A 24,506-nucleotide genomic window follows, 5' to 3' on the forward strand; every position below is an offset into this window, starting at 1 on the left:
TTATATTGAAGGGCTATTTTTTTACTCACTATACTCGTCATACTTCAAGCCGTAGCGTTGTGACTTGAATTATTTAGAGTATATAGCCTTTTTTCTATTTGTTTTTTACCCGCTATTTTTATGGTTATATTTATTGATATATAACCTGTTTCTCACATCTAATCCTTTCATTTTACGCTGTATCTTGGTATATACAGCGTGGTCATCCTTTAATTTAAGTGGAATTAGAACATGAAAAAATTATCAGGTAAGTTACTTGCTGGTGCGGTTATCTCTTTTGCTTTAGTCAGTCAAAGTTTTGCATCGGAAAAAGTAACGGTATTTGCGGCCGCTTCTCTTACCAATGCTCTTAATGAAATTTCGGCACAATATAAGCAAGAAAAGCAAACTGAAGTTGTTGCATCTTATGCATCATCTTCAACGCTGGCTCGCCAAATTGAACAAGGCGCACCTGCAAATCTGTTTATTTCAGCAGATCAGCAGTGGATGGACTACGCAATCGATAAAAACTTAATGGTTGCAGATTCACGTCATACACTATTAGGTAATGATTTAGTACTCATTGCCCCTAAAGATAGTAAATTAAATGACGTTGTTATTAATAAGGAAACCAAATGGAAATCCTTACTTAATGGCGGAAAATTAGCTGTTGGCGATCCGGATCATGTGCCTGTTGGTATCTATGCAAAAGAATCATTAGAATATTTAGGTGCATGGGATACAGTAAGCCCAGATATGGCTCGTACTAATAACGTACGTAGCGGTATGGCACTAGTTGAACGTGATGAAGCACCATTAGGTATCGTATACGGTTCTGATGCGGTTGCGAGTGATAAAGTGAAAGTGGTCGGCGTATTCCCAGCTGATAGCCACAAACCTGTTGAGTATCCAATGGCAGTTGTAAAAGGTCAGGACAATAAAGCAGTTCGTGATTTTTATGACTATCTGAAAACACCTCAAGCCGCAGAAATCTTTAAGAAATACGGCTTTAGCCCACTGTAGGAATTATACTTTTGGAGATGTTAAGTGAATACGAATGGCAAGCTATCATACTAAGCCTTAAGGTATCGACTGTCGCAGTTATTATCAGTCTACCTTTTGGCATTTTTATGGCTTGGCTTTTAGTTAGGGTACGTTTTCCCGGTAAATCATTGCTTGATAGCATTATCCATTTACCTTTAGTTCTGCCACCTGTTGTGGTCGGTTATCTTTTACTGATCAGTATGGGGAGACGCGGATTTATTGGTGAATGGTTGTATAACTGGTTTGGTTTTAGCTTTACCTTTAGTTGGCGAGGCGCAGCGCTTGCTTCTGCAGTAGTTGCATTTCCACTGATGGTAAGGGCTATCAGATTAGCATTAGAAGCTGTCGATCAACGTATGGAACAAGCGGCGAGAACCTTAGGGGCATCACCGATACGCGTCTTTTTTACCATAACGTTACCTTTGTCTATGCCAGGGATCATCGCAGGGATTGTGCTGGCATTTGCGCGCTCATTGGGAGAATTTGGCGCAACAATCACTTTCGTCTCCAATATTCCGGGGGAAACAAGAACTATTCCTCTGGCAATGTATACCTTGATTGAAACACCGGGGGCGGAAATGGATGCCGCCCGTTTATGTGTAATTGCAATTATTTTGGCGCTCGTCTCTTTAATGGCTTCAGAGTGGCTAACTCGTTGGGGTCGTAAAAGATTGGGGGGCGTATGCTAGAGATGAATTTTAAACAGACGCTAGGATCACTGCGTCTGGAAGTCAATACTGAGCTGCCAACAGAGAGTATTACTGCGGTCTTTGGTTTATCTGGTGCGGGTAAAACTTCACTAATTAATGTGATTGGTGGTTTAACCAAACCTGATTCAGGGCGAATTGTATTAAATAATCACACATTGGTTGATACTGAAAAGAAAATTTATCTGCCGCCTGAAAAACGTAAAGTGGGCTATGTATTCCAAGATGCCAGACTGTTTCCTCATTACACAGTAAGAGGAAATCTGCTTTACGGTATGTCACCAACAATGAAAGTGCAGTTTGATCGTATTATTTACTTATTAGGTATCGAACATTTACTCTCACGTTTTCCTATTACCTTATCTGGTGGTGAAAAACAGCGTGTTGCCATAGGGCGAGCGTTGTTAACTGCGCCCGATATTATGTTAATGGATGAGCCTTTAGCATCGCTTGATTTACCGCGTAAACGTGAGTTATTGCCGTATTTAGAAAAACTCTCACAAGATGTACAAATTCCTATTTTGTATGTGAGCCATAGTCTTGATGAAATTATTCGACTTGCTGATAACGTCATTGTAATGGATGCAGGAAAAATTAAGGCGACAGGTAAACTTGAAGATGTATGGGCAAGTAGTGCGTTACGTCCTTGGTTACAAAAAGAGACATTAAGCAGCATCGCTAATGTAATGGTAGTAGAGCACCATAGTCATTACGATATGACAGCAACGGCTTTTGGTAATCAAGTGCTGTGGTTGCCTCAAATAGAAGCGAAAATCGGTCGTGATGTGCGTGTGCGTATTGATGCTTCTGATGTGTCATTAACAACGACTCGTCCTTCAAATAGCAGTATCCGTAACATCTTACATATGAAAGTAGTTGAAACCATTAAAAATGATGGCCAAGTTGATGTGAAACTGGTCAATGATGGTAACTATTTATGGGCAAGGATCACGCCTTGGGCAAAAGATGAATTGAATATCCAAGAAGGGCAATGGCTTTATGCGCAAATAAAAAGTATTTCGTTAAGTCGCCATCTTTGATTTTTTAGTTGTATTTGTCGATAAAAAAACCTCATCTTTGATGAGGTTTTTATCTTTTGGGTGATGTAAAAATAGGGCTAAGACAGAATATATTTATGGATAGTCTCTGCAATACCTGGTTGTGAGTTTACTTTTGTGACCATTTTGGCACGTGCTTTTACTTCATCTGAGGCATTACCCATTGCAACACCTAAGCCTACATGTTCTAACATGCTAAGATCATTAAAATTATCACCAAAAGCAATAACATCACTCATCTTCATACCATTCGCTTCCACCCAACGTTGTAAACGACGCCCTTTACTGTTGCCTTTTTTAGCGATATCAACTTGATCAACCCAAGACCATTCACACTCTAAGCCAACTTGTTGCTCAATTTTCTCAACTAAAGCATGTAATTCATCGTGATCAGGCGTTGTAGTGGCAATTTTCCAAATGGCATTAACATCATGCATCGCTTTATAAAAATCATCGACTTTAATAAGATTAGGGCGCTGTGTGATAGGGAGAGTATCTGCCCAATTAAGTGTGCGTTGTACTGCCGCGGTGAGTTGGTCATACATCATTGCATCATCAGCATAAACTAAGTGATGTACATCTGTTTGTTTAATGAGATCTAATACTGCGCTAGTTTCTTGCGTGGTTAATGGGTCGGATTCCAATACCTTTTTACCAATATAATCATAAAGGTAAGTTCCATTACAGCAAATTGCAGGGGTATCAAGATCGAGTGCTTGATAGAATGGATGAATAGCAACATGATGACGACCTGTTACAATTAAAACTTTAACACCTGCCTTTCTTGCAAGATTGAGTGCTTCTAAAGATTCTGGCAGGATACGTTTTTGGTCATCAAGCAGTGTGCCATCAAGATCCAAAGCAATAACGCGATATGACATAAATAAGCCCCTTGATAGTATTAAGATGCAATGGTGTTGATGTTACACGTTAACCAATAAAAGATAAACTAGCTTAATCGTTACAATCAAACGTTGGTTTTTCTATTATTCTTTATAAATCAATGGGTAATGGATTTTAAGGAGAAGGAATGAAACAGGTAGTCTACGTAGCAAGTCCAGAGAGTCAGCAAATTCATGTTTATGCGTTAAACACCGAAGGTGAAATGGATTTATTGCAGGTTGTTGAGGTTGCAGGGCAAGTGCAACCCATGATTGCAAGTGCTGATGGAAAATACCTTTATGTGGGTATTCGTCCTCATTTTAGTGTGGTGACATTTGCGATTGCTGTCGATGGTCAGTTAGAGCAAAAGGCTATCACTTCCATTCCAAGTACACCTGTTCATTTATGCTTAGATAAAACGGGGCGCTTTTTGTTTGTTCCTTCTTATCATCAAGGTAATTTAGCTGTTTTGCCTATTAATGCGCAGGGGATACCTCAATCACCTATTCAAATTATTGAAGGCTTAAATAAGCCTCATTCATCTAATATTGATTGGAATAATAAACAACTGATTGTGCCTTGCTTAGGTGAAGATCATATTCGTTTATTTGATTTATCAGAAGACGGTCGTTTAACAGAAGCGGGTACTGAAGAGCTAACAACAGCACAAAATGCAGGTCCTCGTCATATGGCATTCCATCCTAATGGTGATGTGTTTTACTGCCTTAATGAATTAGATGCGACAATCAATGTATATCGTCGTATGGGGGATTTATATCGTTTAATGCAAACGGTGGATATCGTCCCTGAAACTTTCAACAGTACTCGTTGGGCGTCAGATATTCATATTACACCTGATGGCCGTTTTCTTTATGCAAGCGAACGTTCTGAAAGCTTTATTTGTGCGATGACAATTTCAGAAGCGGGCGACTATTTGCAACCTGTGGGTTATTACCCTACACAAACACAGCCTCGTGGCTTTAATCTTGATAATACCGGAAATTATCTGATTTCTTGTGGTCAAAAATCAGATTTTGCGTCGGTTTCTCGTATTGATAAACACACTGGGGCATTAACTGAGTTAGCGTGTTACCCAGTAGGCAAAGGCGCTATGTGGGTGACGGTTGTGACTAAGTAACTATCATAGTATAAAAGTTACTGCAAACCTCTAGCAAAATATTACCTTGCTAGAGGTTTATTTTTTTATAAAAAATTTATGAGAGATTAACGACTTTCTCAATAGCTTGGGTAAGTTTAGTCAGGTTTGCTGGTGGCATAATAAACGGTGGCATAATATAAATTAGCTTACCAAAAGGTCTTATCCAAACGCCTTCATCCACAAAGATTTTTTGCAGTTTTGCCATATTGACAGGCTCGTTCATTTCAACCACACCAATAGCACCTAATACGCGTACATCTTTAACACTTTTAGCCTGTTTTAACGGTAATAGCTCGCATTTTAATTGTTTTTCAATTTCTGCAACTTGGTTTACCCAATCACCTTTTGCTAATAGAGATAAACTGGCATCTGCAACAGCACAAGCCAGAGGATTTCCCATATAAGTAGGACCGTGCATAAAGCATCCCGCATCACCTTGACTGATGGTTTCGGCAATATGACGCGTAGTTAAGGTTGCTGATAAGGTCATATAACCACCCGTTAATGATTTACCTACACACATTATATCTGGCGATATTTCAGCATGTTCACAGGCAAACAGCTTACCTGTTCGACCAAAACCAGTGGCTATCTCATCTGCAATGAGTAGTACATCAAACTCGTCACACAGTGCTCTTGCATGCTTTAAGTATTCAGGATGATAAATTCGCATTCCACCAGCACCTTGAACAATGGGTTCAAGCATAACGGCAGCAATTTCTTGATGATGTTGCTCTAGTGTTGAGCGTAATGAGTGGATATCAGCAGGGTTCCACTCTTCATAAAAACCCGTTTTTGGTGCATCCACAAAAAGATGATTAGGCAGATAACCTTTGTAAAGACTGTGCATGGAGTTATCCGGATCACACACCGACATGGCACCAAAGGTATCGCCATGATAACCCTGCTTTAACGCCACAATACGTTGGCGTTTTTCACCTTTAGCCTGCCAATATTGCAACGCCATTTTCAGTGCAACTTCAACAGCAACTGAACCAGAATCGGCTAGAAATATGCATTCAAGAGGCGCTGGAGTTATCGCTAATAATTTTCGACAAAGTGATACTGCTGGTGGATGAGTAATGCCACCAAACATCACATGAGACATATTGCTTAGCTGTGTTGTAACGGCATTATTGAGTTCTGGGTGATTATATCCATGAATGGCAGCCCACCATGAAGACATTCCATCAATCAGTTTTCTACCATCAGCCAAGACTAGTTCAACGCCTTTTGCACTGACGATAGGGTAAGCAGGTAGCGGATTACTCATCGAAGTGTATGGATGCCAAATATGGCGTAAATCGAAAGCGATATCTTCAGGTGTCATTCTATTTTTCACTTAATCATGTAAACCAATTGTGATCAATTTTAGTTGACATGATAACCCTATTATTTAAACTGGCAATCACTTTTAAACAGGAGATTGTATTGTGAGCGTACTAAAACGTTGGACACTAAAAGAAGCCAGAGCACTGTTTGATATGCCATTTTTAGATTTAGTTTTTCAGGCACAGCAAGTTCATCGTCAACATTTTGACCCTTCGCAAATTCAAGTGAGTACTTTGCTTTCTATTAAAACAGGGGCTTGTCCTGAAGATTGTAAATATTGCGCCCAAAGCGCGCGATATAAAACAGGATTAGAAAAAGAGCGCTTAATGGAAGTGCAGCAAGTGATTGAATCTGCGAAAAAAGCAAAAGCAGCAGGTTCAACGCGTTTTTGTATGGGGGCGGCATGGAAAAATCCGCATGAGCGCGATATGCCTTACCTTGAGCAAATGGTAAAAGAAGTGAAAGCGCTGGGTATGGAAACTTGCATGACACTCGGCAAATTAGATGATTCACAAGCTAACCGATTAGCCGATGCAGGGCTGGATTTTTATAACCACAACCTTGATACCTCACCTGAATTTTACGGTAGTATCGTGACAACACGTACCTATCAAGATCGCTTAGATACGCTTGATAAAGTGCGCAATGCGGGCATTAAAGTGTGTTCTGGCGGAATTTTAGGGTTAGGCGAGGAGGTTAAAGATCGCGCTGCAATGTTAGTGCAATTAGCGAATTTGCCACAACCTCCTGAAAGTGTACCTATTAATATGCTTGCCAAAATCAAAGGTACGCCATTGGCTGATAATGAGGATGTCGATCCATTTGATTTCATCCGCACTATCGCCGTCGCTCGTATCATGATGCCGCGCTCTTATGTCCGTCTTTCTGCTGGGCGAGAGCAAATGAGTGAACAGACACAAGCATTTTGCTTTATGGCTGGCGCTAACTCGATTTTCTACGGTTGCAAATTATTAACAACAACCAATCCAACTGAAGATAAAGATCACCAATTATTCCGTAAGTTAGGCTTAAATCCAGAGCGGTTAGCGGTATCAATGGGCGATAATCAGCAAGAAGAAGCGCTAATGCACGCTGTTATCAATAAAGACACTGAACAATTTTATAATGCGGCACTGTAATGAGCTGGCAAAACTATTTAGATAAAAAACTTAATGTGCGTAGAAATACGCCATTATGGCGAACACGCCAAGTGATAAATCATTCTAATGGGCGTTTTTTAACCACAATATCAGGCGAAAAATATCTTAATTTTTCAGGTAATGATTATTTAGGTATTAGCCAACATGCCGATGTGATTAGCGCATGGCAACAAGGTGCGAATGAATATGGTGTGGGGAGTGGCGGTTCAGGGCATATCACAGGGTTTACACAAGCTCATATGCAATTAGAACAGCATCTTGCAGATTGGTTGGGTTACGATAATGCGCTGTTATTTTCATCAGGTTATAGTGCCAATCAGGGGGTTATTTCGGCATTAATGGAAAAAGAAGATGCTGTTATTGCTGATAAACTCAGTCATGCTTCATTAATGGAAGCGGCAGTATTGTCACCTGCTACATTGTGGCGATTTTTACATAATTCTCCGGACTCTTTATCTCAACGACTTAATAAAACATCTGCTAATAAAACCCTTGTGGTAACAGAAGGGGTATTTAGCATGGATGGGGATAAAGCACCATTAAGAGAAATAGCAACAATAAGCCAAAAGCACCATGCATGGTTAATGGTCGATGATGCGCATGGTATTGGTGTTTTAGGTAAAGAAGGCCGGGGCAGTTGTGATGAAGCGGGTATTAAACCTGAAATATTGGTCGTAACTTTTGGTAAAGCCTTTGGTGTCAGTGGGGCGGCAGTGCTTTGTGACAAGCCAACCGCAGAGTTTTTTGAACAATATGCTCGCCATCTTATTTACAGTACTTCAATGCCACCGGCACAAGCTATCGCTTTAAACTCTGCTCTAAATGTTATTAAGCAAGCAGATAATGAGCGGGAATATCTTCAACAATTAATTGATACTTTTCACCAAGGTGTTGCTTCGCTCCCTATTAAATTATTGCCTTCGCAAACTGCTATTCAACCTGTTATTATTGGTGATGAACAATTGTGCCAAACACTTTCAGATTATCTGCAATCTAAAGGGCTTTGGGTAAAAGCTATCTTCCCACCGACAGTACCACCTCAAAGTGCGCGTTTACGAATAACGTTAACGACTCGCCATCACCTTTCAGATATTAAGCTGTTAATCGAGACGCTTCATGCTTTCTTCAGTCAAAACAGATAAACAACGTATAGCTCAAACATTTGGTAAAGCGGCGACTCATTATGATAATCACGCCAATATTCAGCGCTATAGCGGCAATAAATTAATGGATTTAGCACGTCATGATAATGGCTATATTGTGTTAGATGCAGGATGTGGAACCGGATATTTCAGTCAAAAATGGAAGCAACAAGGTAAGTTTGTTATTGCCCTTGATTTGTCACATTCAATGTTGCAAGTGGCAAAACAGCAACAGCGGGCCAATAGTTATCTACAAAGTGATATCGAGCACTGTGCAATTGCGCCACAAAGCGTGGACATTGTCTTTAGTAATTTAGCTATGCAATGGTGTGATGATTTATCTGGCGCGATTAAAACATTAATGAACACAGTTAATGCAAAAGGCGCACTTTATTTTTCAACTCTTGCTACGTTGACATTGCAAGAAGTCAGAGATGCTTGGCAATCGCTTGATAAGCATGAACATGTTAACCCTTTTTTATCCCTTCACGATATTGAAAAAGCCTGTGCTGGCTTTGATTGCCAATTTTCTACTGAAACCGTCACGGAGCAATATGATTCATTACATGCACTCTTTGCCTCTTTGAAGGGAGTGGGTGCCAATTTTGTGCAAGGTGATCGCCAAAAAGGGTTAATGACACGGCGGAAATTTTGCGCGCTAGAAAATGTATGGAAAACAGACTCAGGAAAATATTTACTCACTTATCAAATTGTTATAGGAAAAATATCTCATGGCTAAAATATGGTTTTTAACAGGTACAGATACCGAAGTGGGTAAAACGGTTGTGAGTAGCGCATTATTACAATGTGCGGCACATCAAGGATATAAAACCGCGGGCTATAAACCTGTTGCATCAGGAAGTGAGTGGCTAAATGAAGGTTTACGTAATTCAGATGCACTTACACTACAAAAATCCAGTACGGTAAAGTTAGAGTATCACCGCGTTAACCCTTACTGTTTTGAAACACCGACATCGCCGCATATTGTTAGCCAAGAAATGAATCAGCCTATTGATTTTGATGTGATGTCAGAGGGTTTGTCTTACTTAAAGCAGCAAGCTGATTGGGTTTTAGTCGAAGGTGCTGGTGGTTGGTTTACTCCACTGTCAGAAAATCAATTTTTCTCTGATTGGGCTATCAATGAAAAGTTACCTGTTATTTTGACTGTAGGTATTAAATTGGGTTGTATTAATCATGCGTTATTAACGCAACAAGCAATTATTCAGTCTGGTTTAACATTGGCGGGTTGGGTTGCAAATGAAGTTGAACCTGCGGGGCGATATCAAAAAGAATATTTGGCAACATTAAAACAGCACATTAAAGCACCATTCTTAGGCAAAATACCCTATTTAAATGACGTAAAAGAGCATAATTTTACTTCTTACCTTGATCTTTCCTGTTTAAAACTAAGTTGATAGACCGTTATTAAGTAAATTATAAAAGTCTATTTTTTATACCAATAAAAAAATAAAAAAAATAAATTTCGTCAATTTTTAGGGATATTTTAAGGTGGAAAAAAAGACGTAACCTACCGAGAGATAACAACTTTGTGCAGTTATCCACTATTCCTGTGGATAACCTTGTGTATTACCATTATAAAAATACTCTGAATAGAGAGAACACAAGGCATTGCTAAAGATTGGCGTTATTCTCAACTTTTATTTTTAATCTTTATATATCAATTAATTAAATAAAATCAATAGCGCAAGGAAAGTCTACGTGTCTCTTTGAATAATTAATAAAAGAGGGGGTTGCTTTTTGAAAAAATCCCAGTTTCAAAACTGGGGATAACTTATGCTAATTATTCAGATAAATTTTATCAGATAGAGATTGAAGCTGGATTTTTATCCAGTATTATAGGGAGGGTTCGCGAGGAGAAGAAAATATGAGCAAAGATTTTAAACTGCATTCTGAATTTAAACCGGGTGGTGATCAACCTACCGCTATTGCCTCACTCTGTGAAGGATTAGATGATGGTCTTGCTCATCAAACTCTTTTAGGGGTAACAGGTTCAGGTAAAACCTTTACAATTGCCAATGTGATTGCCAATCTAAATCGTCCGACTATGGTGTTGGCGCCAAATAAAACACTGGCAGCACAGCTTTATAGTGAGATGAAAGAATTCTTCCCTGAAAATGCAGTGGAATACTTTGTTTCTTATTATGATTATTATCAGCCTGAAGCGTATGTTCCAAGCTCTGATACTTTTATTGAAAAAGATGCTTCTGTTAACGAACATATTGAGCAAATGCGTCTATCTGCGACTAAAGCCTTGCTAGAACGTAAAGACGTTATTGTTGTGTCATCAGTTTCTGCTATCTACGGTTTAGGTGATCCTGATAGCTATTTAAAAATGATGCTTCATCTGACTAACGGCATGATAATCGACCAGCGTGCCATTTTACGTCGCCTTGCTGATCTACAATATACTCGCAATGATCAAGCCTTTCAGCGGGGGACATTTCGTGTCCGTGGTGAAGTGATTGATATCTTTCCTGCTGAATCTGATGATTATGCATTACGTGTTGAACTATTTGATGAAGAAGTCGAGCGCCTCTCACTGTTTGACCCTTTAACGGGGCAAATTCATTACAATGTGCCTCGTTTTACTGTTTATCCTAAAACGCACTATGTCACACCTCGTGAGCGTATTCTTGAAGCGATGGAAGAAATCAAAAAAGAACTCGCAGAGAGACGCAAAGTACTTTTAGCTAACGATAAACTCGTTGAAGAGCAACGCGTGACACAGCGTACTCAATTTGATCTCGAAATGATGAATGAATTGGGCTATTGCTCCGGTATCGAAAACTATTCACGCTATTTATCAGGTAGAGGCCCTGGTGAGCCACCACCAACTTTGTTTGATTACCTTCCCGCTAATGGTTTATTAGTGATTGATGAATCACACGTTACTATTCCTCAAATTGGTGGAATGTATAAAGGTGACCGCTCGCGTAAAGAAACCTTAGTTGAATATGGCTTTCGTTTACCTTCTGCGCTTGATAACCGTCCATTACGTTTTGAAGAGTTTGAGGCATTAGCACCACAAACGATTTATGTTTCAGCAACACCGGGTAAATATGAACTTGAAAAATCGGGTGATGAAATTGTTGAGCAAGTTGTAAGACCAACAGGTTTACTTGATCCCATTGTTGAAGTGCGACCTGTGGCAACACAAGTTGATGATTTACTCTCTGAAATACGTATTCGTGCAGCAAAAAATGAACGTGTGCTGGTTACCACACTGACAAAACGAATGGCAGAAGACTTAACAGAATATCTTGAAGAGCATGGTGAACGAGTTCGCTATTTACACTCTGATATTGATACTGTTGAACGTGTTGAAATTATTCGTGATTTGCGCCTAGGTGAGTTTGATGTATTAGTGGGTATTAACTTACTGCGAGAAGGTTTGGATATGCCAGAGGTCTCTTTGGTGGCGATTTTAGATGCTGATAAAGAGGGCTTCTTACGTTCAGAGCGTTCATTGATCCAGACAATTGGTCGTGCGGCTCGTAACCTTGAAGGTAAAGCGATTTTATATGGTGATAAAATTACCGATTCCATGGCGAGAGCAATAAGCGAAACTGAACGCCGTCGTGAGAAACAGCAACAGTTTAACCTTGAACATGGCATTGTGCCTAAAGGATTAAATAAGAAAGTTGGTGATATTCTTAAAATTGGTCAGCCTTCTCAGGGACGTAATAAGAAAGGGCACAAAGCAACAGAGATTCATGATAATTATCCGTTGTTGTCTACGGCTGAATTGGAAAAAGAGATCCAACGTTTAGAAGCCGAAATGTATCAACACGCAAAAGATCTTGAATTTGAAAAAGCAGCGAGTACGCGTGATAAGTTGCAAGCATTACGCGCTCAGTTTATTGCTAACTCTTAATTAGATAACGTCAGCTAGCAATACAATAAAGGGATATTTGTGTTTTTGCATGAAATTATCCCTTTTTACTTTCTATCTTCCATTTTTTGCCTAGTTTGATATTCCCTTAATGGCGTTCAACTGTTTAAATATCACCACAAACAAAGCGTCAATATATTTACAAAGATAAAAAAGACATTAAGGACAGTGGATGAGTGTAATGGCTATTGATATTTTTTCAGTGTTTCCAAAGTCACTAGGTATCATTATTGGGATTATTTTTGTTGTGTTACTTTTTAAGTGGTTACGTAAAGTTGCTATACAAGACAGTGAGTTTTCAAAATCACCAACAGTAGGGAAAGAGCCTGTTTTATCTGAAGCAGAAAATACGTCAGATCAGTTGTTACCCAACGAATGGGGTTTATATGTTGCTGCACCTTATGCTGCAATGAATGAGTGGGCATATAACGAATATGACCAAGGTAAAGATGATGGTGGATTATCAGCAGGTTGGGGAATTAACGACCGTTGGGATTTAGTCTATCAACTATTTTGGTTGCTCACTCAAGGTCATACTAATGATTTTTATCAGCTACGCGACCAAATTTTGGATGGTAAAGAAGACGATGTTCAGTCATTAAAAAATGATATTTTACTTTCTGAGCTAACTGAACACGATAAAAATGAGCGTTTATGGCAAATCGATATGATGAGCACAAATCGCATGAATATCCAAAATGTGAAATACCTTATTTGGGATCTCTGCCGTTTTAACAAGCTCTGCTTAGAAGGTTGCCAACAAGGATATATTACTCAACAAGAAGCTCAAACATGGTCATTAATGAGCGCATCTATGCTGCGTCGGATCTATGATGGATGGGAAGATATGTGGAGAAATTTTATTGCAGCTCGCTGGTTTTGGGCCAGTGGCGATCAAGATTGGGTATCTTCTCATCAAGCTTTTACGGATGTTATACAAAATATTCTGAATGCTGCTGACACGTTGGCAACAGAAGAGAACTGGATCATGGAGCTACCTCCATTAGATTTAATGTCGTTTTCTCGCACCGTAGCGGGTCTTGGTTTGATGAAAAATGATGTACCAATGACGCTTGACGAAATTGAAGAAGCGATTAGCCAGCGTATTACATTAAAGCAGCTTAATAGCTAATAATGCATAGCTAATAACTAACGCATAGCTAATAACACGTTGAAAACCAATAGTGATATTGTGTTTTTATCGACAAAAAAACCGCACTTGCTGTTTATTGCAGATGCGGTTTTTTTATGAACGCAAGTCATTAAATACTATTTAACGGTTTGAGGTGATGCATTACGTTGCCCTAATTGTTGCAACGTTAACTCAATAGCTTTACCTAATAGATGGCGGTCGTGACGATAAGGAATATCTTTGGCTTCCAATTGAGCTTGTACAATTAATCGACCTTTCATCGATTCATATTGTGTTTCAGGGCTAATGATCACGGCATCTATTGTTTGTAAACCAATATAATTCTCCATCATGGCGATTTTATCAGACATCGTCATACTGGCCGCCGCAGGGCTTAGCTCTTTGCCTAGATTACCAATATAAATCGTTGTTGCACTGCTACGGCGCAATGCTTGTGCAAGCTCTGGCAGTAATAACAAAGGCATTAAACTGGTAAAAAAGCTACCGGGACCAATTAAGATCAAATCGGCTTGTTCAATCGCTTCAATGGCTTCTCGTGTAGTAGGCACTTTAGGGTAGAGATCAAGCTTTTGGGGGATCTTAGGTAAAATATCAACATTGACCTCACCATAAATCTCATTTCCTTGGTCGTCTATCGCCATAAGGTCAACGGCTTGTTCAGACATAGGAATAAGGTGAGCATTCACTCTTAATAATCCGCGGATAAGATTAATGGCTTCTAAAGGTCGAACACTTAAGTTATCAAGAGCCTTAAGCATTAGATTACCTAAATTATGACCTGCCAGCTCGCCTGTACCAGAAAAGCGGTATTCAAACATTGCAGAAGCAACGGAAGGCTCAGTAATTAGCTGATTAATACAATTGCGCATATCTCCCCACGCAATGCCACCTTCTTCTTGGCGAATACGGCCAGTAGAACCGCCATTGTCAGTTGTTGTAACAATACCAGTAAGACGAGAGCCTAAGTAGGAGAGTGCTGAAAGCACACGTCCAAGCCCATGACCACCACCAAGGGCAACAACACGATCTAAATCACTTAGCGTGCGATTTCGCATATTTGTTCTACTCATCTTTAAAAATTTGCCGCTAATTTATCACAATTAAATTTTAAGCCTATGATCACGACGTGATTTCATCACATTCCTAGTTTAATTTCACTTTTGATAGCCTAATATTTAATCAATGAAAGCGTTTTTACTTATGTTATTAGAGTGACTAAAGTGTCGTAAGTCGTTGTATTATAAATTATATAGCGAAAACATTATTCGCTTTTTGAAAAATTAGAAGGTAGAATCCACAATAAATATATAGGTATTAGAAACCTGTGAACAACAGGTAAAGATTAACTCCTAGCCTTAATGTCTAAGTCATGTATTTACAAGATATGATGTTCTGGCCGTGACGAAACCAGTCACCAGGGTGCAAGGTAGAAATGCCAGCATCTCCCGATTTGGAAAGGTGTTACTATGCAACAACTCGTTGATGCGTTTTCCCGCAAATTTTTCTATTTACGTCTTTCAATTACAGACGTGTGTAATTTTCGTTGTACTTATTGCCTACCTAATGGTTATAAGCCTAACGGTCATAAATCATTTCTTTCGTTAGATGAAATCAGCAGACTGACACAATCTTTTGCCGCGTTAGGGACAGAAAAGATCCGCCTAACAGGTGGGGAGCCTACAATGCGTCGTGATTTTACTGATATTATCGCAACCATTAAAGACAATCCGGCAATTAAAAAAATTGCAGTAACAACCAATGGCTATCGCTTAGCCAGAGATGTTGCACAATGGCGTGCTGCTGGTTTAAGTGCAATTAATGTGAGTGTTGATAGCCTCGATCCTCGTCAATTCCATGCTATTACAGGACAAGATAAATTTAGCCAAGTAATGGAAGGTATTGATGCTGCATTTACCGCGGGTTTCGAAAAAGTAAAAGTTAACGTTGTGCTAATGCGCAATGTGAATGATAAAAATCTCCCTGATTTTCTTCGTTGGATCAAGGACCGACCTATCCAACTGCGTTTTATCGAGTTAATGGAAACCGGTGATGGTAGTGATATATTTAACCGCTTTCATTTGTCTGGTGAAGTGATTCGTCAGCGCTTACTCAATGAAGGTTGGTTACAAATTCCTCGCGCTCGCAGTGACGGGCCTGCTCAAGTATTTACCCATCCTGATTATCAAGGTGAAATAGGTCTTATCATGCCTTATGAAAAAGACTTCTGTTTAACTTGTAACCGTTTACGTGTTTCAGCTATTGGTAATCTCCATCTTTGCCTATTTGGTGAGAATGGTATTCCTTTACGTGATCTGCTTGCTGATGATAGTCAGCAAGAAGCATTACAACAGCGTATTCAAGGTGGTCTTCTTCATAAACGAGAAACTCATTTTCTTCATCAAGGCGATAGCGGTATTACACCGAACTTATCTGTGATTGGTGGGTAGTTTTTCGCTCTGTTATTTCGTTAATTTCAGGAGTTGTGCATGTCTCAACTAACTCATATTAATGCTGCCGGTGAAGCTCACATGGTGGATGTTAGCGCTAAAGCTGAAACAGTGCGAGAAGCGCGTGCTGAAGCCTTTGTTGAAATGTCGGCAGAAACATTAAGCATGATCACCGAAGGTAAACATCATAAAGGTGATGTATTTGCGACTGCAAGAATTGCAGGTATTCAAGCAGCAAAAAGAACATGGGAGTTAATCCCGTTATGTCATCCGCTGTTATTAACTAAAGTCGAAGTGCGTTTAGAAGCACTCACTGGATCCAACCGCGTACGCATTGAATCTGTTTGCCGTTTAACGGGTAAAACAGGGGTTGAGATGGAAGCATTAACTGCGGCATCGGTAGCGGCATTGACGATTTATGATATGTGCAAAGCCGTTCAAAAAGATATGGTGATAGGACCTGTACGTTTATTAGAAAAAACAGGTGGTAAATCAGGTCACTTTAAGGTGGAAGCATGATTAAGGTTCTTTTCTTTGCTCAAGTCCGTGAATTAGTGGGGGTTGATTCTCTCGAATTAGATTGTAAGTACCACACAGTAGATGATTTACGTAAAGCCTTAATTACTAAAGGTGATCGTTGGTCACTCGCATTAGAAGATGGCAAATTACTTTCTGCGGTAAACCAATCCTTTGTTCAAGGCTCTCACGTTATTAATGATGGTGATGAAATCGCCTTTTTCCCACCTGTTACAGGAGGATAAGATGAGCGCATCAACTCGCATTTCAGTACAAACCGAAAATTTTAGTGTTGGTGATGAATACCAATGGCTTTCAGAGTGTGACAGCGATGGCGCTGTTGTGACATTTACGGGTAAAGTTCGCAATCATAATTTAGGTGATGAAGTGAATACACTCACCCTTGAGCATTATCCGGGAATGACTGAAAAAGCACTGACAGATATTGTGAATGAAGCTCGCTCTCGCTGGCCTTTGCAACGTGTAAGTGTTATTCACCGCGTTGGAACTTTGCAAATTGGTGAAGAGATAGTGTTTGTTGGTGTCACCAGTTCTCATCGCAATAGTGCGTTTGAATCCGCTGAATTTATTATGGATTTTTTAAAAACACGCGCACCGTTTTGGAAAAAAGAAGGGCTTTCTGAAAATAACGATAGATGGGTGGATGCACGTCAAAGTGATTATGATTCAGCCGAGCGTTGGGAATAAATTATTACGTTCAATTAAACGCTACATTACTTTACCTAAATTTATTTTGTGATGACATTTCATACAGTTTATTTCATGGAAATGTAAAATCAGTGTGATAAAATTAAATTCTAATGAGTCCATAATGGGCTTTTTACTGAAATAAACGTTATTGTTAAACCTAACGTTATCACTATGATTAAAGGGTAATCATCATGGATCGATTTTCACGTTCAAATGATTCAATAGTACAGCGCACAGGTTCTGGCCTACAAACCTTTATGGCTCAGGTTTATGGTTGGATGACTGTAGGTCTGTTATTAACTGCGTTTGTTGCATTCTACGTTGCATCAAGCGAAACATTATTATCAATGATTTTCTCAAGCAAGATCGTCTTTTTTGGTCTGATCATTGCTCAATTAGGGTTAGTTTTCGTGTTATCCGGTATGGTTCATAAAATGAGTGGTGTAATGGCAACCTCATTATTTATGCTCTATTCCGTGTTAACGGGTGTGACTATCTCAAGCGTATTACTGGTTTATACTGCATCTTCAATTGCGAGCACCTTCTTTATTTGTGCGGCAATGTTTGGCGCATTAAGTATTTACGGTTACACCACTAAGCGTAGTTTAACGGGTATGGGTAGCTTCCTGTTTATGGGGCTTATCGGTATCATTATTGCTTCTATCGTGAATATCTTTATGCAAAGCTCCATGATGAGCATGGTTATCTCTTACGCAGGTGTGTTAATTTTTGCTGGTTTAACCGCGTATGACACACAAAAATTAAAAGATATGGGTAATGAAATTAACCAAGAAGATAAAGAAAATATGCGCCGTTACTCAATTATGGGGGCATTAACGCTTTATTTAGATTTCATCAACCTGTTCTTAATGTTACTGCGTATTTTAGGCGACCGTCGTTAATTTTAACGGTATCTACGGGTAAACCTAGTTTAAAAACAGCATAAAAATAAATCCCATAGCTTTAATAAGTTGTGGGATTTTTTTGTGCTTTTATTAAGGGGCTTTTTCTGTCGTTACCCAATTGAAATAGAATGAAGTTTAATTATCTCGTAACCAAGACGTAATAGTTAACCTCACTAAAGCCCCTTCAGGGCTTAATAACCGACAACAAAGAGAACGTGAACACCAAAAATAAAAGAAGTCATTATTACTCTTACTGTTAAGTTAACCACTGTTTCAATATATTAATAATAATAGGTGAAAAGCTTTCTAGTTTCCCATCATCATTAGGTTTTGCTAGTTCTATGATTAAATCATTAAGTAAATCATCATCTTCTAGTCCTTGACTAGGATCAATTCCATTAATAAATAGAATTTGTTCAATAGCGTTTTTTCTTTTACTGATTAATAAGTTATTGGGAAGAGTGCTAGAGCCTAAATTTAGTATTTCAATTGCCTTTTCAGCACGGGAAGTTACACCATTAACTCTACCACTAATTGAAAACTGTAATTCAGTCTCACACTCATCCATAAGTGGAGTGAGGGGAAGTGCGTGATGTTGATGAGAATTGCCGCATTGTTTCTTAGCATTGCAACTGGCGATAAGATTAGAGAACTCAAGCGTTTTATTTTGTGCTAATTGTTGAGGTTCGATATGTTCATTGTGGCAGTCATGAATTGATTTTATTTGCTGACAACAATGACCACATAAATAGAACTGCTCTTCTAGCAATACTTCTCTTATTTCTGTTCGAATTTCTGAGGTTAAATCAGCGTATTTTTTATGTTTATTTTGCCTTTTCCATTGAGTTAAACTTGTGGGTTCATAATTATTTCTTTTGCTGATTTTTCTCAAGTTGAACTTCCTTTTTCTTTAGCAATAACCGTGCTTTTACGACTTCGATGTTATTGGTAGAAATCTCTTTTTCTAACTCAGTTAGTAAATCTTTTGCTGTTGCAATATCGGCATTTTGAATAGCATCAAGAACATCGCCAATTTGGCTTTGTACTTTTTGATTGATAAAGTCAGTATCCATAATTTCTGACAGTACGCTATTGATATCTTGCCCATAAGGCGAAGAGACTTTTTCAACCTGACCTTTTTCAATGCTATAAACAAGAATATCTTTGTGATCACTGATTAATAACGGAGAGTGCGTTGTTAATACAAATTGGCAGTTAGGAAAGGTTTTATCCAATAAAGCTATTAATCGTCGTTGCCATTGAGGGTGCAAGTGGACGTCAGGCTCATCAATTAAAATAATGCCTTTGCCTTCTAAAGGATTATCCAAAGTTATATTTAAAAGCGTTAAACGGCGTGCAATATCACCAATCATGGCAAGTAGTGATTTTTCACCATAAGAGAGCTGTTCAATTGAAAAGTGAGTACCGTCTTTAACTACTTTCATTGAAAGATCGGGTGTACGCTCAATATAGATATTTTCAATTGTTGAACTACCATCAGATAAGAAAATTTTAATGGCTTCGCGTACCGCAGTGAGTGCTTTATCTTGCAATTTTTTTTGCTCGGCTAACATACTTTGGTAAATCTCACTGTTTACATCAGTATGTTTTTCTAACAATTTCATAATGCTTGTATGAGGAGCCGTTTCATTTTCGATATCTTCACGGTAACGAAACCAAGCAAAGAAATCGGCATAATCTGTTTTAGCTTCTAGAGCATCTTTATACGCGGATAAAATATCAAATTGACGGTTATTATTGGGCTGAATTGCGTTGTTGATTGTTGTGTCATAAGTATGGCGAGTTGCGCTGTAGTAGGCAACAACAGGATAATTTCTATAATGCTTTTTTTGTCTTGAGGAAATTATATAAGAGTTATATACGTACTGAGCTAGATCAAAATCTACTACAGATGAGCCTAAAGCATATTTTTTTGAGTTTTCTGGTACTGTAATTAATTCTAGTGAGAGATCATCATGATATTTATAAAATGGAAGCTTGGTTTCTTGTTTTATATTTCTTTTGATAAAGGAAATTAGGCAATAATCAGACGACACATTAATTTTGGATTTATTTGCAAATTTGCCCTGAGCATCTTTATCTTCAAGCTTCGCTACAAACCAACTTAAACCTGTTGCAATAGCATCTAAAATGCTGGTTTTACCCGAACCATTATTACCAATAAACACAGTAATATTTGAGCCATTCTTGTTGCCATCTTTTGTGGCTAACGTGATGTCGGCATCAGTAAAAACACCATAATTTTCAAGTCGTAGTTTGCTGATTTGCATATTGCACGCCTATTGATTTTTTCTTTGGTATCAGTCTATTAGAGTTAGTTATCAAAGTACAGATTTTAAGCTATCTTCCTTTGGAAAAGATAATAGGCAATGCTACCCGTTCCTACTGCAATCACCAATAAAGGCCATAAACTGTGCCATATAACAGTGATGTCGGCATTTTTAAGGTAGATCTGTTTTGTGATATCAGTGAAATGACGAATTGGGTTTATCCATGTGGCATGTTGCAGCCAAACAGGCATATTTTCTACGGGGGAAATATAGCCGGATAATAAAATCGCGGGCATCATAAACACAAAGACACCAATAAAAGCCTGCTGTTGTGTTGAACTTAATGCCGATATTAATAAACCAAATCCTACCAACGATAAGCCATAAATCAACATAGTAAAGTAAAACAGCAATAAGGAGCCAGAAAAGGGAATTTGATAACCAAATATACCAATAATTAACACAATAGTGCCTTGAGTAGCAGCAACAACCATTGCGGGAACGGCTTTACCGACAAAGATTTGCCATGTTGATAGAGGAGAAACTAGCAATTGATCTAACGTACCTTGTTCACGCTCCCGAGCAACAGAAAGTGAAGTCACAATCATAACGCCAATGGTAATAATTAATGCAACTAAAGAGGGCACAATAAACCATTTATAATTTAAATTAGGGTTATACCAATTACGAACAACAAGCTCTGTTTTATTTAGCAAAGAAGGTGTATTGCCTGTTAATTCAGTTTGATAGTTTTGTACGATTTGCTGTACATAATTAGCAGCAATTTGCGCACTATTAGAATTTCTACCATCTAGGATTATTTGCAATTTAACCGGGACGCTGCTTTCTAAATCAGCACTAAAATTCTGTGGAAAACGAACTAATAAAAGCGCTTTACGATTATCAATAGCCTCTTTTATTTCATGTTCATTTTTAAGCAAAAGAGTTTGAGAGAATGCACTTGCTTTGGCGATACGTTGGGTTAACTCAATAGATTGTTTACCATTATCTTCATCAAAAATAGCAATAGAGGCATTGGTAACATCTAATGTTGCGGCAAATGGGAATAAGATCATCTGAAAGATAACGGGCATTATTAAAATAATACGCGTTTGAGGCTCTTGTAATAATGACTGTAACTCTTTCATTATCAGGGTGAGAAGACGATAAAACATAAACACTCTCCCTTTAATCTAATCGACGTCGTGTTGCTAACGCGGTTAAGCCAATAAAGAATATGGCAGAAACGATCAACAACCACATATCTAACATTAATATCAATGGAATATCGCCAGCTAAAAATAGTGTTTGTAAGCTACTCACAAAATAACGTGCAGGAATAAAATAGGTCACCACTTGAATAAAAATGGGCATGCTATCAATTTCAAAAACAAAGCCTGATAACATAACTGCGGGCAAAAATGCAGCATTTAACGAAATCATTGCGGCATTAAATTGATTACGCGTTAGTGTGGAAATAAGTAATCCCATTCCTAAAGCCGTAGCTAAAAAGAGCGAGGTGATCCCGCCTAAAATCCACAACGATCCTCGATAAGGCACACCAAGCACAAACACTGTGACGACCATACATAACACCATGACAAAACTCCCTAACACTTGGTAAGGAATAAGCTTTGAAAGTAAGAGTTCTGTGCGTGTAATTTGAGTGGAAAGTAGGGCTTCCATAGTGCCTCTTTCCCATTCGCGGGCAATCACTAATGAAGTAAGAATAGCCCCTACGACCGTAATAATAATCGTCACCGCACCCGGAATAATATAGTGCTGACTCATTGCCGCAGGGTTAAACCAATAACGAGGTTCTACTTCAATTAATGGGGTTGTATCAATACCTTTACTGATAGCCTGTTGTTGTAACCATACTTGCCAAACCCCTTTGGTATACGCTTGCACAAAGTTTGCCGTATTAGGCTCACTGCCGTCGGTGATCACTTGGATCGGTGCTTGGGTATCTTGGCGAGCCAGTAATTCAGCAAAATTAACCGGAATGACCACAATGCCACGGATTTGTCCCGCCTGCATTTTATCGATTAATAATTGTCGATTATCGCTAATAGTTGCATTGATATACGGTGAATTCGTGAAGGTGTAAACAAGCTCTTGTGCTGGCTGGCTTTGTTGATTAGTTAAAATGCCAATATTTAATTTGCTGGAGTCTAAATTAATGCCATATCCAAAAATAAACAGCAAAGTAAGTGGGATAACAATAGCAATAAGGGCGCTACTGGGATCACGAGTAATTTGCTTTGTTTCTTTTAAACACAGTGCATATAAACGTCGCCAAGAAAAGCGAGCATGAGATGATTGAGCTGAATTATGCATGTTTTTCGCTCCCTTTATCATTTTCACTTTCAAGTTTTTTATCGTAATCCAGCACTAGACCAATAAAGGCATCTTCCATTGAAGGCGTTGGATTATCTTTGCTTGCAACCATTTTTTTCAGAGAATCAGGCTCTCCTGCTGCAATGATTTTTCCTCTATAAACCAAACCAATGCGATCACAATACTCTGCTTCATCCATAAAGTGAGTGGTAACCATGACGGTCACTCCTTTATCAACCATACCATTAATATGCAGCCAAAATTCTCTTCGCGTTAATGGGTCAACGCCTGATGTAGGCTCATCTAAAAAGAGAATATCAGGCTCGTGCATTAATGAGCACGCAAGGGCAAGGCGTTGTTTATAACCTAAAGGCAAGGTTTCTGTGATTTGATTGACCATCAGCTGTAAACCAAAGGCAGTTATCATATCGTTGATTTTATCGCGCTGTTGTTTGCCATGTAAGCCATAAACACCTGAGAAGAATTTCAAGTTTTGTCCCACTTTAAGGTTGCCATAAAGTGAGAATTTTTGTGCCATATAACCTAAATGCTGACGTGCTTTACCAGAGCTTTCCTTCAGGTCCATACCTAGCACAAGGGCTTTACCGCTGGTGGGAACTAATAAACCACACATCATTTTAAAGGTTGTCGATTTACCTGCTCCGTTAGGTCCTAATAAACCGAAAATTTCACCACGTTTCACTTGGAAATTGACATGATCGGTCGCTGCAAATTGACCAAACATTTTGGTTAACTGTTGCGCTTCAATTACAGTTTCATTAGGTGCGGGAGGGATCTGAGGCATAATTTCAGCTAATTCAGACTTATGAGAAGGACCGCCTCCTAATAAATCTATAAAAGCATCTTCAAAGCGAGGTGTAGCAGGAATAAGCTTCGCATCAGGTTTACCCAAAGCGCTGAGTAATTCAGTTTGATTACTCTGTTTTTTCAGGATCAAACGAACGGATTGCCCTTGAATAACGCCATCCGTTACCTGAGGTTGAATAATTGCCTGTTGCAATACTTTTCTACGCTGATGACCTTCAACATTAAGTAGAAAAGAGCGCCCTGTCATTTTTGCTGTTAAATCTTGAGGAATACCACTATAAAGTAGCTCTCCTTTGTTAAGTAAGAGAATGTTTTTACATTGCTCTGCTTCATCAAGATAAGAGGTGCTCCATAAGATCAACATGCCATCGCTGGCTAAAGCATGCACCATTTGCCAAAGTTCGCGACGTGCAATGGGATCGACTCCCACGCCCGGCTCGTCAAGAAGCAGAACTTTAGGGCTACCTAATAAAGTGCAAGCTAGTCCAAGTTTTTGCTTCATCCCTCCTGAGAGATTGCCTGCAAGGCGAGATGTAAAGCGAGTGAGATCGGTAAAGGTGAGCAGTTGGTGATAAACTTTTTTACGCTCCTCGCCCACAACATTTTTTAAATCAGCATAAAGATTGAGATTTTCTAATACCGTTAAATCTTCATACAGACCAAATTTTTGTGGCATATAACCAAGGATAGCTCTGACATCGATACTCTGTTTTTGTGGGTCCATTCCTAAAATACGAATATCACCCGCATCAGGCTTTAATAATCCTGCAAGCATACGAATTAAGGTTGTTTTGCCTGCGCCATCAGGGCCAACTAAACCCGTCACAGAGCCACCAGTGATGGTGGCGGTTAATGACGAAACAGCGGGGTTTTCCAGCCCTGAAAAGCGCTTTTCAACACCGTGAAGTTCGATAGTGTAATCAGTGTGTTCCATTTTTT

At 39.0% G+C, this 24,506-nt stretch carries 23 protein-coding genes and 1 riboswitch; of the genes, 15 read left to right on the forward strand and 8 right to left on the reverse strand.

The features are described 5' to 3' along the window. The first annotated feature begins 231 nt into the window (after positions 1-231). Genes modA through modC form a run of 3 tightly spaced genes read left to right on the forward strand, consistent with a single transcriptional unit; the run spans position 232 to position 2,770 of the window. The gene (modA, locus tag BTA34_RS04185) at positions 232-1,002 is read left to right on the forward strand and encodes a molybdate ABC transporter substrate-binding protein (RefSeq protein ID WP_075672737.1); all 771 of its coding nucleotides are present in this window, start codon (positions 232-234) and stop codon (positions 1,000-1,002) included. Positions 1,003-1,019: 17 nt separating this feature from the next. Continuing rightward, the gene (gene modB / locus BTA34_RS04190) at positions 1,020-1,712 is read left to right on the forward strand and encodes a molybdate ABC transporter permease subunit (RefSeq protein ID WP_151434603.1); all 693 of its coding nucleotides are present in this window, start codon (positions 1,020-1,022) and stop codon (positions 1,710-1,712) included. Beyond that, complete coding sequence (gene modC / locus BTA34_RS04195; RefSeq protein ID WP_109373972.1) at positions 1,706-2,770, forward strand: molybdenum ABC transporter ATP-binding protein ModC; 1,065 nt, start codon at positions 1,706-1,708, stop codon at positions 2,768-2,770. Before modB ends, modC begins: the two co-directional genes overlap by 7 nt. A gap of 77 nt (positions 2,771-2,847) precedes the next feature. Here the strand turns inward: modC and BTA34_RS04200 are convergent, their stop codons facing one another. Continuing rightward, entirely contained in the window at positions 2,848-3,669 is an 822-nt protein-coding gene (locus BTA34_RS04200) for a pyridoxal phosphatase (protein ID WP_151434604.1), read from the reverse strand. 149 nt (positions 3,670-3,818) lie between these two features. Here BTA34_RS04200 and pgl point away from each other — a divergent pair, with 149 nt between their 5' ends. Further along, entirely contained in the window at positions 3,819-4,808 is a 990-nt protein-coding gene (gene pgl, locus BTA34_RS04205) for a 6-phosphogluconolactonase (RefSeq protein ID WP_151434605.1), read from the forward strand. Positions 4,809-4,884: 76 nt separating this feature from the next. Here pgl and bioA read toward each other — a convergent pair whose 3' ends face one another. Further along, on the reverse strand, positions 4,885-6,159 hold the full coding sequence (gene bioA / locus BTA34_RS04210; RefSeq protein WP_151434606.1) for an adenosylmethionine--8-amino-7-oxononanoate transaminase: 1,275 nt from the start codon (positions 6,157-6,159) through the stop codon (positions 4,885-4,887). A 103-nt stretch (positions 6,160-6,262) separates the two neighbouring features. On the opposite strand from bioA, the gene bioB reads away from it, so the two are divergent. The 6 genes from bioB to BTA34_RS04240 all read left to right on the forward strand — a co-directional run bounded on the left by bioB (position 6,263) and on the right by BTA34_RS04240 (position 13,508). Then, positions 6,263-7,300, forward strand: a complete 1,038-nt coding sequence (bioB, locus tag BTA34_RS04215; protein ID WP_151434607.1) for a biotin synthase BioB — start codon at positions 6,263-6,265, stop codon at positions 7,298-7,300. Next, entirely contained in the window at positions 7,300-8,463 is a 1,164-nt protein-coding gene (gene bioF, locus BTA34_RS04220; RefSeq protein ID WP_151434608.1) for an 8-amino-7-oxononanoate synthase, read from the forward strand. Before bioB ends, bioF begins: the two co-directional genes overlap by 1 nt. After that, positions 8,438-9,202: a malonyl-ACP O-methyltransferase BioC gene (gene bioC, locus BTA34_RS04225; protein WP_151434609.1), complete on the forward strand. Its 765-nt coding sequence runs from the start codon at positions 8,438-8,440 to the stop codon at positions 9,200-9,202. The genes bioF and bioC overlap by 26 nt, the downstream gene beginning before the upstream one ends. Next, on the forward strand, positions 9,195-9,878 hold the full coding sequence (bioD, locus tag BTA34_RS04230; RefSeq protein ID WP_151434610.1) for a dethiobiotin synthase: 684 nt from the start codon (positions 9,195-9,197) through the stop codon (positions 9,876-9,878). Before bioC ends, bioD begins: the two co-directional genes overlap by 8 nt. A 470-nt stretch (positions 9,879-10,348) precedes the next feature. Further along, on the forward strand, positions 10,349-12,358 hold the full coding sequence (gene uvrB / locus BTA34_RS04235; RefSeq protein WP_151434611.1) for an excinuclease ABC subunit UvrB: 2,010 nt from the start codon (positions 10,349-10,351) through the stop codon (positions 12,356-12,358). Between the two features lie 199 nt (positions 12,359-12,557). Then, positions 12,558-13,508, forward strand: coding sequence for a DUF1266 domain-containing protein (locus BTA34_RS04240; protein WP_151434612.1), 951 nt, complete (start codon positions 12,558-12,560; stop codon positions 13,506-13,508). Positions 13,509-13,645: 137 nt separating this feature from the next. On the opposite strand, the gene yvcK is transcribed toward BTA34_RS04240, so the two are convergent. Then, positions 13,646-14,584 (reverse strand): uridine diphosphate-N-acetylglucosamine-binding protein YvcK, encoded by a 939-nt coding sequence (yvcK, locus tag BTA34_RS04245; protein WP_151434613.1) that lies wholly within the window; start codon positions 14,582-14,584, stop codon positions 13,646-13,648. A 279-nt stretch (positions 14,585-14,863) separates the two neighbouring features. Further along, positions 14,864-15,006: riboswitch (molybdenum cofactor riboswitch) on the forward strand. Here yvcK and moaA point away from each other — a divergent pair. The 5 genes from moaA to BTA34_RS04270 all read left to right on the forward strand — a co-directional run bounded on the left by moaA (position 14,996) and on the right by BTA34_RS04270 (position 18,105). Then, positions 14,996-15,976, forward strand: a complete 981-nt coding sequence (moaA, locus tag BTA34_RS04250; protein ID WP_151434614.1) for a GTP 3',8-cyclase MoaA — start codon at positions 14,996-14,998, stop codon at positions 15,974-15,976. (Overlaps the previous riboswitch by 11 nt.) 39 nt (positions 15,977-16,015) lie before the next feature. After that, a complete protein-coding gene (gene moaC / locus BTA34_RS04255) occupies positions 16,016-16,495 on the forward strand; it encodes a cyclic pyranopterin monophosphate synthase MoaC (RefSeq protein WP_023581221.1) in 480 nt (159 codons plus the stop codon). After that, entirely contained in the window at positions 16,492-16,737 is a 246-nt protein-coding gene (gene moaD / locus BTA34_RS04260) for a molybdopterin synthase sulfur carrier subunit (protein ID WP_151434615.1), read from the forward strand. Before moaC ends, moaD begins: the two co-directional genes overlap by 4 nt. 1 nt (position 16,738) lies before the next feature. Further along, positions 16,739-17,200 carry a molybdopterin synthase catalytic subunit MoaE gene (moaE, locus tag BTA34_RS04265; protein ID WP_151434616.1) on the forward strand — a complete coding sequence of 154 codons (462 nt, stop codon included), beginning with the start codon at positions 16,739-16,741 and terminating at the stop codon, positions 17,198-17,200. 194 nt (positions 17,201-17,394) lie between these two features. Further along, a complete protein-coding gene (locus tag BTA34_RS04270) occupies positions 17,395-18,105 on the forward strand; it encodes a Bax inhibitor-1 family protein (protein WP_151434617.1) in 711 nt (236 codons plus the stop codon). Between the two features lie 259 nt (positions 18,106-18,364). Here BTA34_RS04270 and BTA34_RS04275 read toward each other — a convergent pair whose 3' ends face one another. From BTA34_RS04275 to BTA34_RS04295, 5 genes are all read right to left on the reverse strand, one after another. Beyond that, positions 18,365-19,000: a retron system putative HNH endonuclease gene (locus tag BTA34_RS04275; RefSeq protein ID WP_151434618.1), complete on the reverse strand. Its 636-nt coding sequence runs from the start codon at positions 18,998-19,000 to the stop codon at positions 18,365-18,367. Next, a complete protein-coding gene (locus BTA34_RS04280) occupies positions 18,975-20,399 on the reverse strand; it encodes an AAA family ATPase (protein ID WP_151434619.1) in 1,425 nt (474 codons plus the stop codon). Before BTA34_RS04280 ends, BTA34_RS04275 begins: the two co-directional genes overlap by 26 nt. A 65-nt stretch (positions 20,400-20,464) precedes the next feature. Beyond that, positions 20,465-21,574, reverse strand: a complete 1,110-nt coding sequence (locus BTA34_RS04285; RefSeq protein WP_151434620.1) for an ABC transporter permease — start codon at positions 21,572-21,574, stop codon at positions 20,465-20,467. A gap of 13 nt (positions 21,575-21,587) precedes the next feature. Next, a complete protein-coding gene (locus BTA34_RS04290; protein ID WP_151434621.1) occupies positions 21,588-22,739 on the reverse strand; it encodes an ABC transporter permease in 1,152 nt (383 codons plus the stop codon). After that, on the reverse strand, positions 22,732-24,501 hold the full coding sequence (locus BTA34_RS04295) for an ATP-binding cassette domain-containing protein (RefSeq protein WP_151434622.1): 1,770 nt from the start codon (positions 24,499-24,501) through the stop codon (positions 22,732-22,734). The genes BTA34_RS04290 and BTA34_RS04295 overlap by 8 nt, the downstream gene beginning before the upstream one ends. Positions 24,502-24,506: the final 5 nt, after the last annotated feature.

It is taken from the genome of Proteus sp. CD3 (assembly GCF_008808075.1).
GTDB lineage: Bacteria > Pseudomonadota > Gammaproteobacteria > Enterobacterales > Enterobacteriaceae > Proteus > Proteus appendicitidis.

Coding starts and splice junctions, on each gene's coding strand:
- modA (WP_075672737.1), top strand. CDS start 232: ATGAAAAAATTATCAGGTAAGTTACTTGCTGGTGCGGTTATCTCTTTT.
- modB (WP_151434603.1), top strand. CDS start 1,020: ATGTTAAGTGAATACGAATGGCAAGCTATCATACTAAGCCTTAAGGTA.
- modC (WP_109373972.1), top strand. CDS start 1,706: ATGCTAGAGATGAATTTTAAACAGACGCTAGGATCACTGCGTCTGGAA.
- BTA34_RS04200 (WP_151434604.1), bottom strand. CDS start 3,669: ATGTCATATCGCGTTATTGCTTTGGATCTTGATGGCACACTGCTTGAT.
- pgl (WP_151434605.1), top strand. CDS start 3,819: ATGAAACAGGTAGTCTACGTAGCAAGTCCAGAGAGTCAGCAAATTCAT.
- bioA (WP_151434606.1), bottom strand. CDS start 6,159: ATGACACCTGAAGATATCGCTTTCGATTTACGCCATATTTGGCATCCA.
- bioF (WP_151434608.1), top strand. CDS start 7,300: ATGAGCTGGCAAAACTATTTAGATAAAAAACTTAATGTGCGTAGAAAT.
- bioC (WP_151434609.1), top strand. CDS start 8,438: ATGCTTTCTTCAGTCAAAACAGATAAACAACGTATAGCTCAAACATTT.
- bioD (WP_151434610.1), top strand. CDS start 9,195: ATGGCTAAAATATGGTTTTTAACAGGTACAGATACCGAAGTGGGTAAA.
- uvrB (WP_151434611.1), top strand. CDS start 10,349: ATGAGCAAAGATTTTAAACTGCATTCTGAATTTAAACCGGGTGGTGAT.
- BTA34_RS04240 (WP_151434612.1), top strand. CDS start 12,558: ATGGCTATTGATATTTTTTCAGTGTTTCCAAAGTCACTAGGTATCATT.
- yvcK (WP_151434613.1), bottom strand. CDS start 14,584: ATGCGAAATCGCACGCTAAGTGATTTAGATCGTGTTGTTGCCCTTGGT.
- moaA (WP_151434614.1), top strand. CDS start 14,996: ATGCAACAACTCGTTGATGCGTTTTCCCGCAAATTTTTCTATTTACGT.
- moaC (WP_023581221.1), top strand. CDS start 16,016: ATGTCTCAACTAACTCATATTAATGCTGCCGGTGAAGCTCACATGGTG.
- moaD (WP_151434615.1), top strand. CDS start 16,492: ATGATTAAGGTTCTTTTCTTTGCTCAAGTCCGTGAATTAGTGGGGGTT.
- moaE (WP_151434616.1), top strand. CDS start 16,739: ATGAGCGCATCAACTCGCATTTCAGTACAAACCGAAAATTTTAGTGTT.
- BTA34_RS04270 (WP_151434617.1), top strand. CDS start 17,395: ATGGATCGATTTTCACGTTCAAATGATTCAATAGTACAGCGCACAGGT.
- BTA34_RS04280 (WP_151434619.1), bottom strand. CDS start 20,399: ATGCAAATCAGCAAACTACGACTTGAAAATTATGGTGTTTTTACTGAT.
- BTA34_RS04285 (WP_151434620.1), bottom strand. CDS start 21,574: ATGTTTTATCGTCTTCTCACCCTGATAATGAAAGAGTTACAGTCATTA.
- BTA34_RS04290 (WP_151434621.1), bottom strand. CDS start 22,739: ATGCATAATTCAGCTCAATCATCTCATGCTCGCTTTTCTTGGCGACGT.
- BTA34_RS04295 (WP_151434622.1), bottom strand. CDS start 24,501: ATGGAACACACTGATTACACTATCGAACTTCACGGTGTTGAAAAGCGC.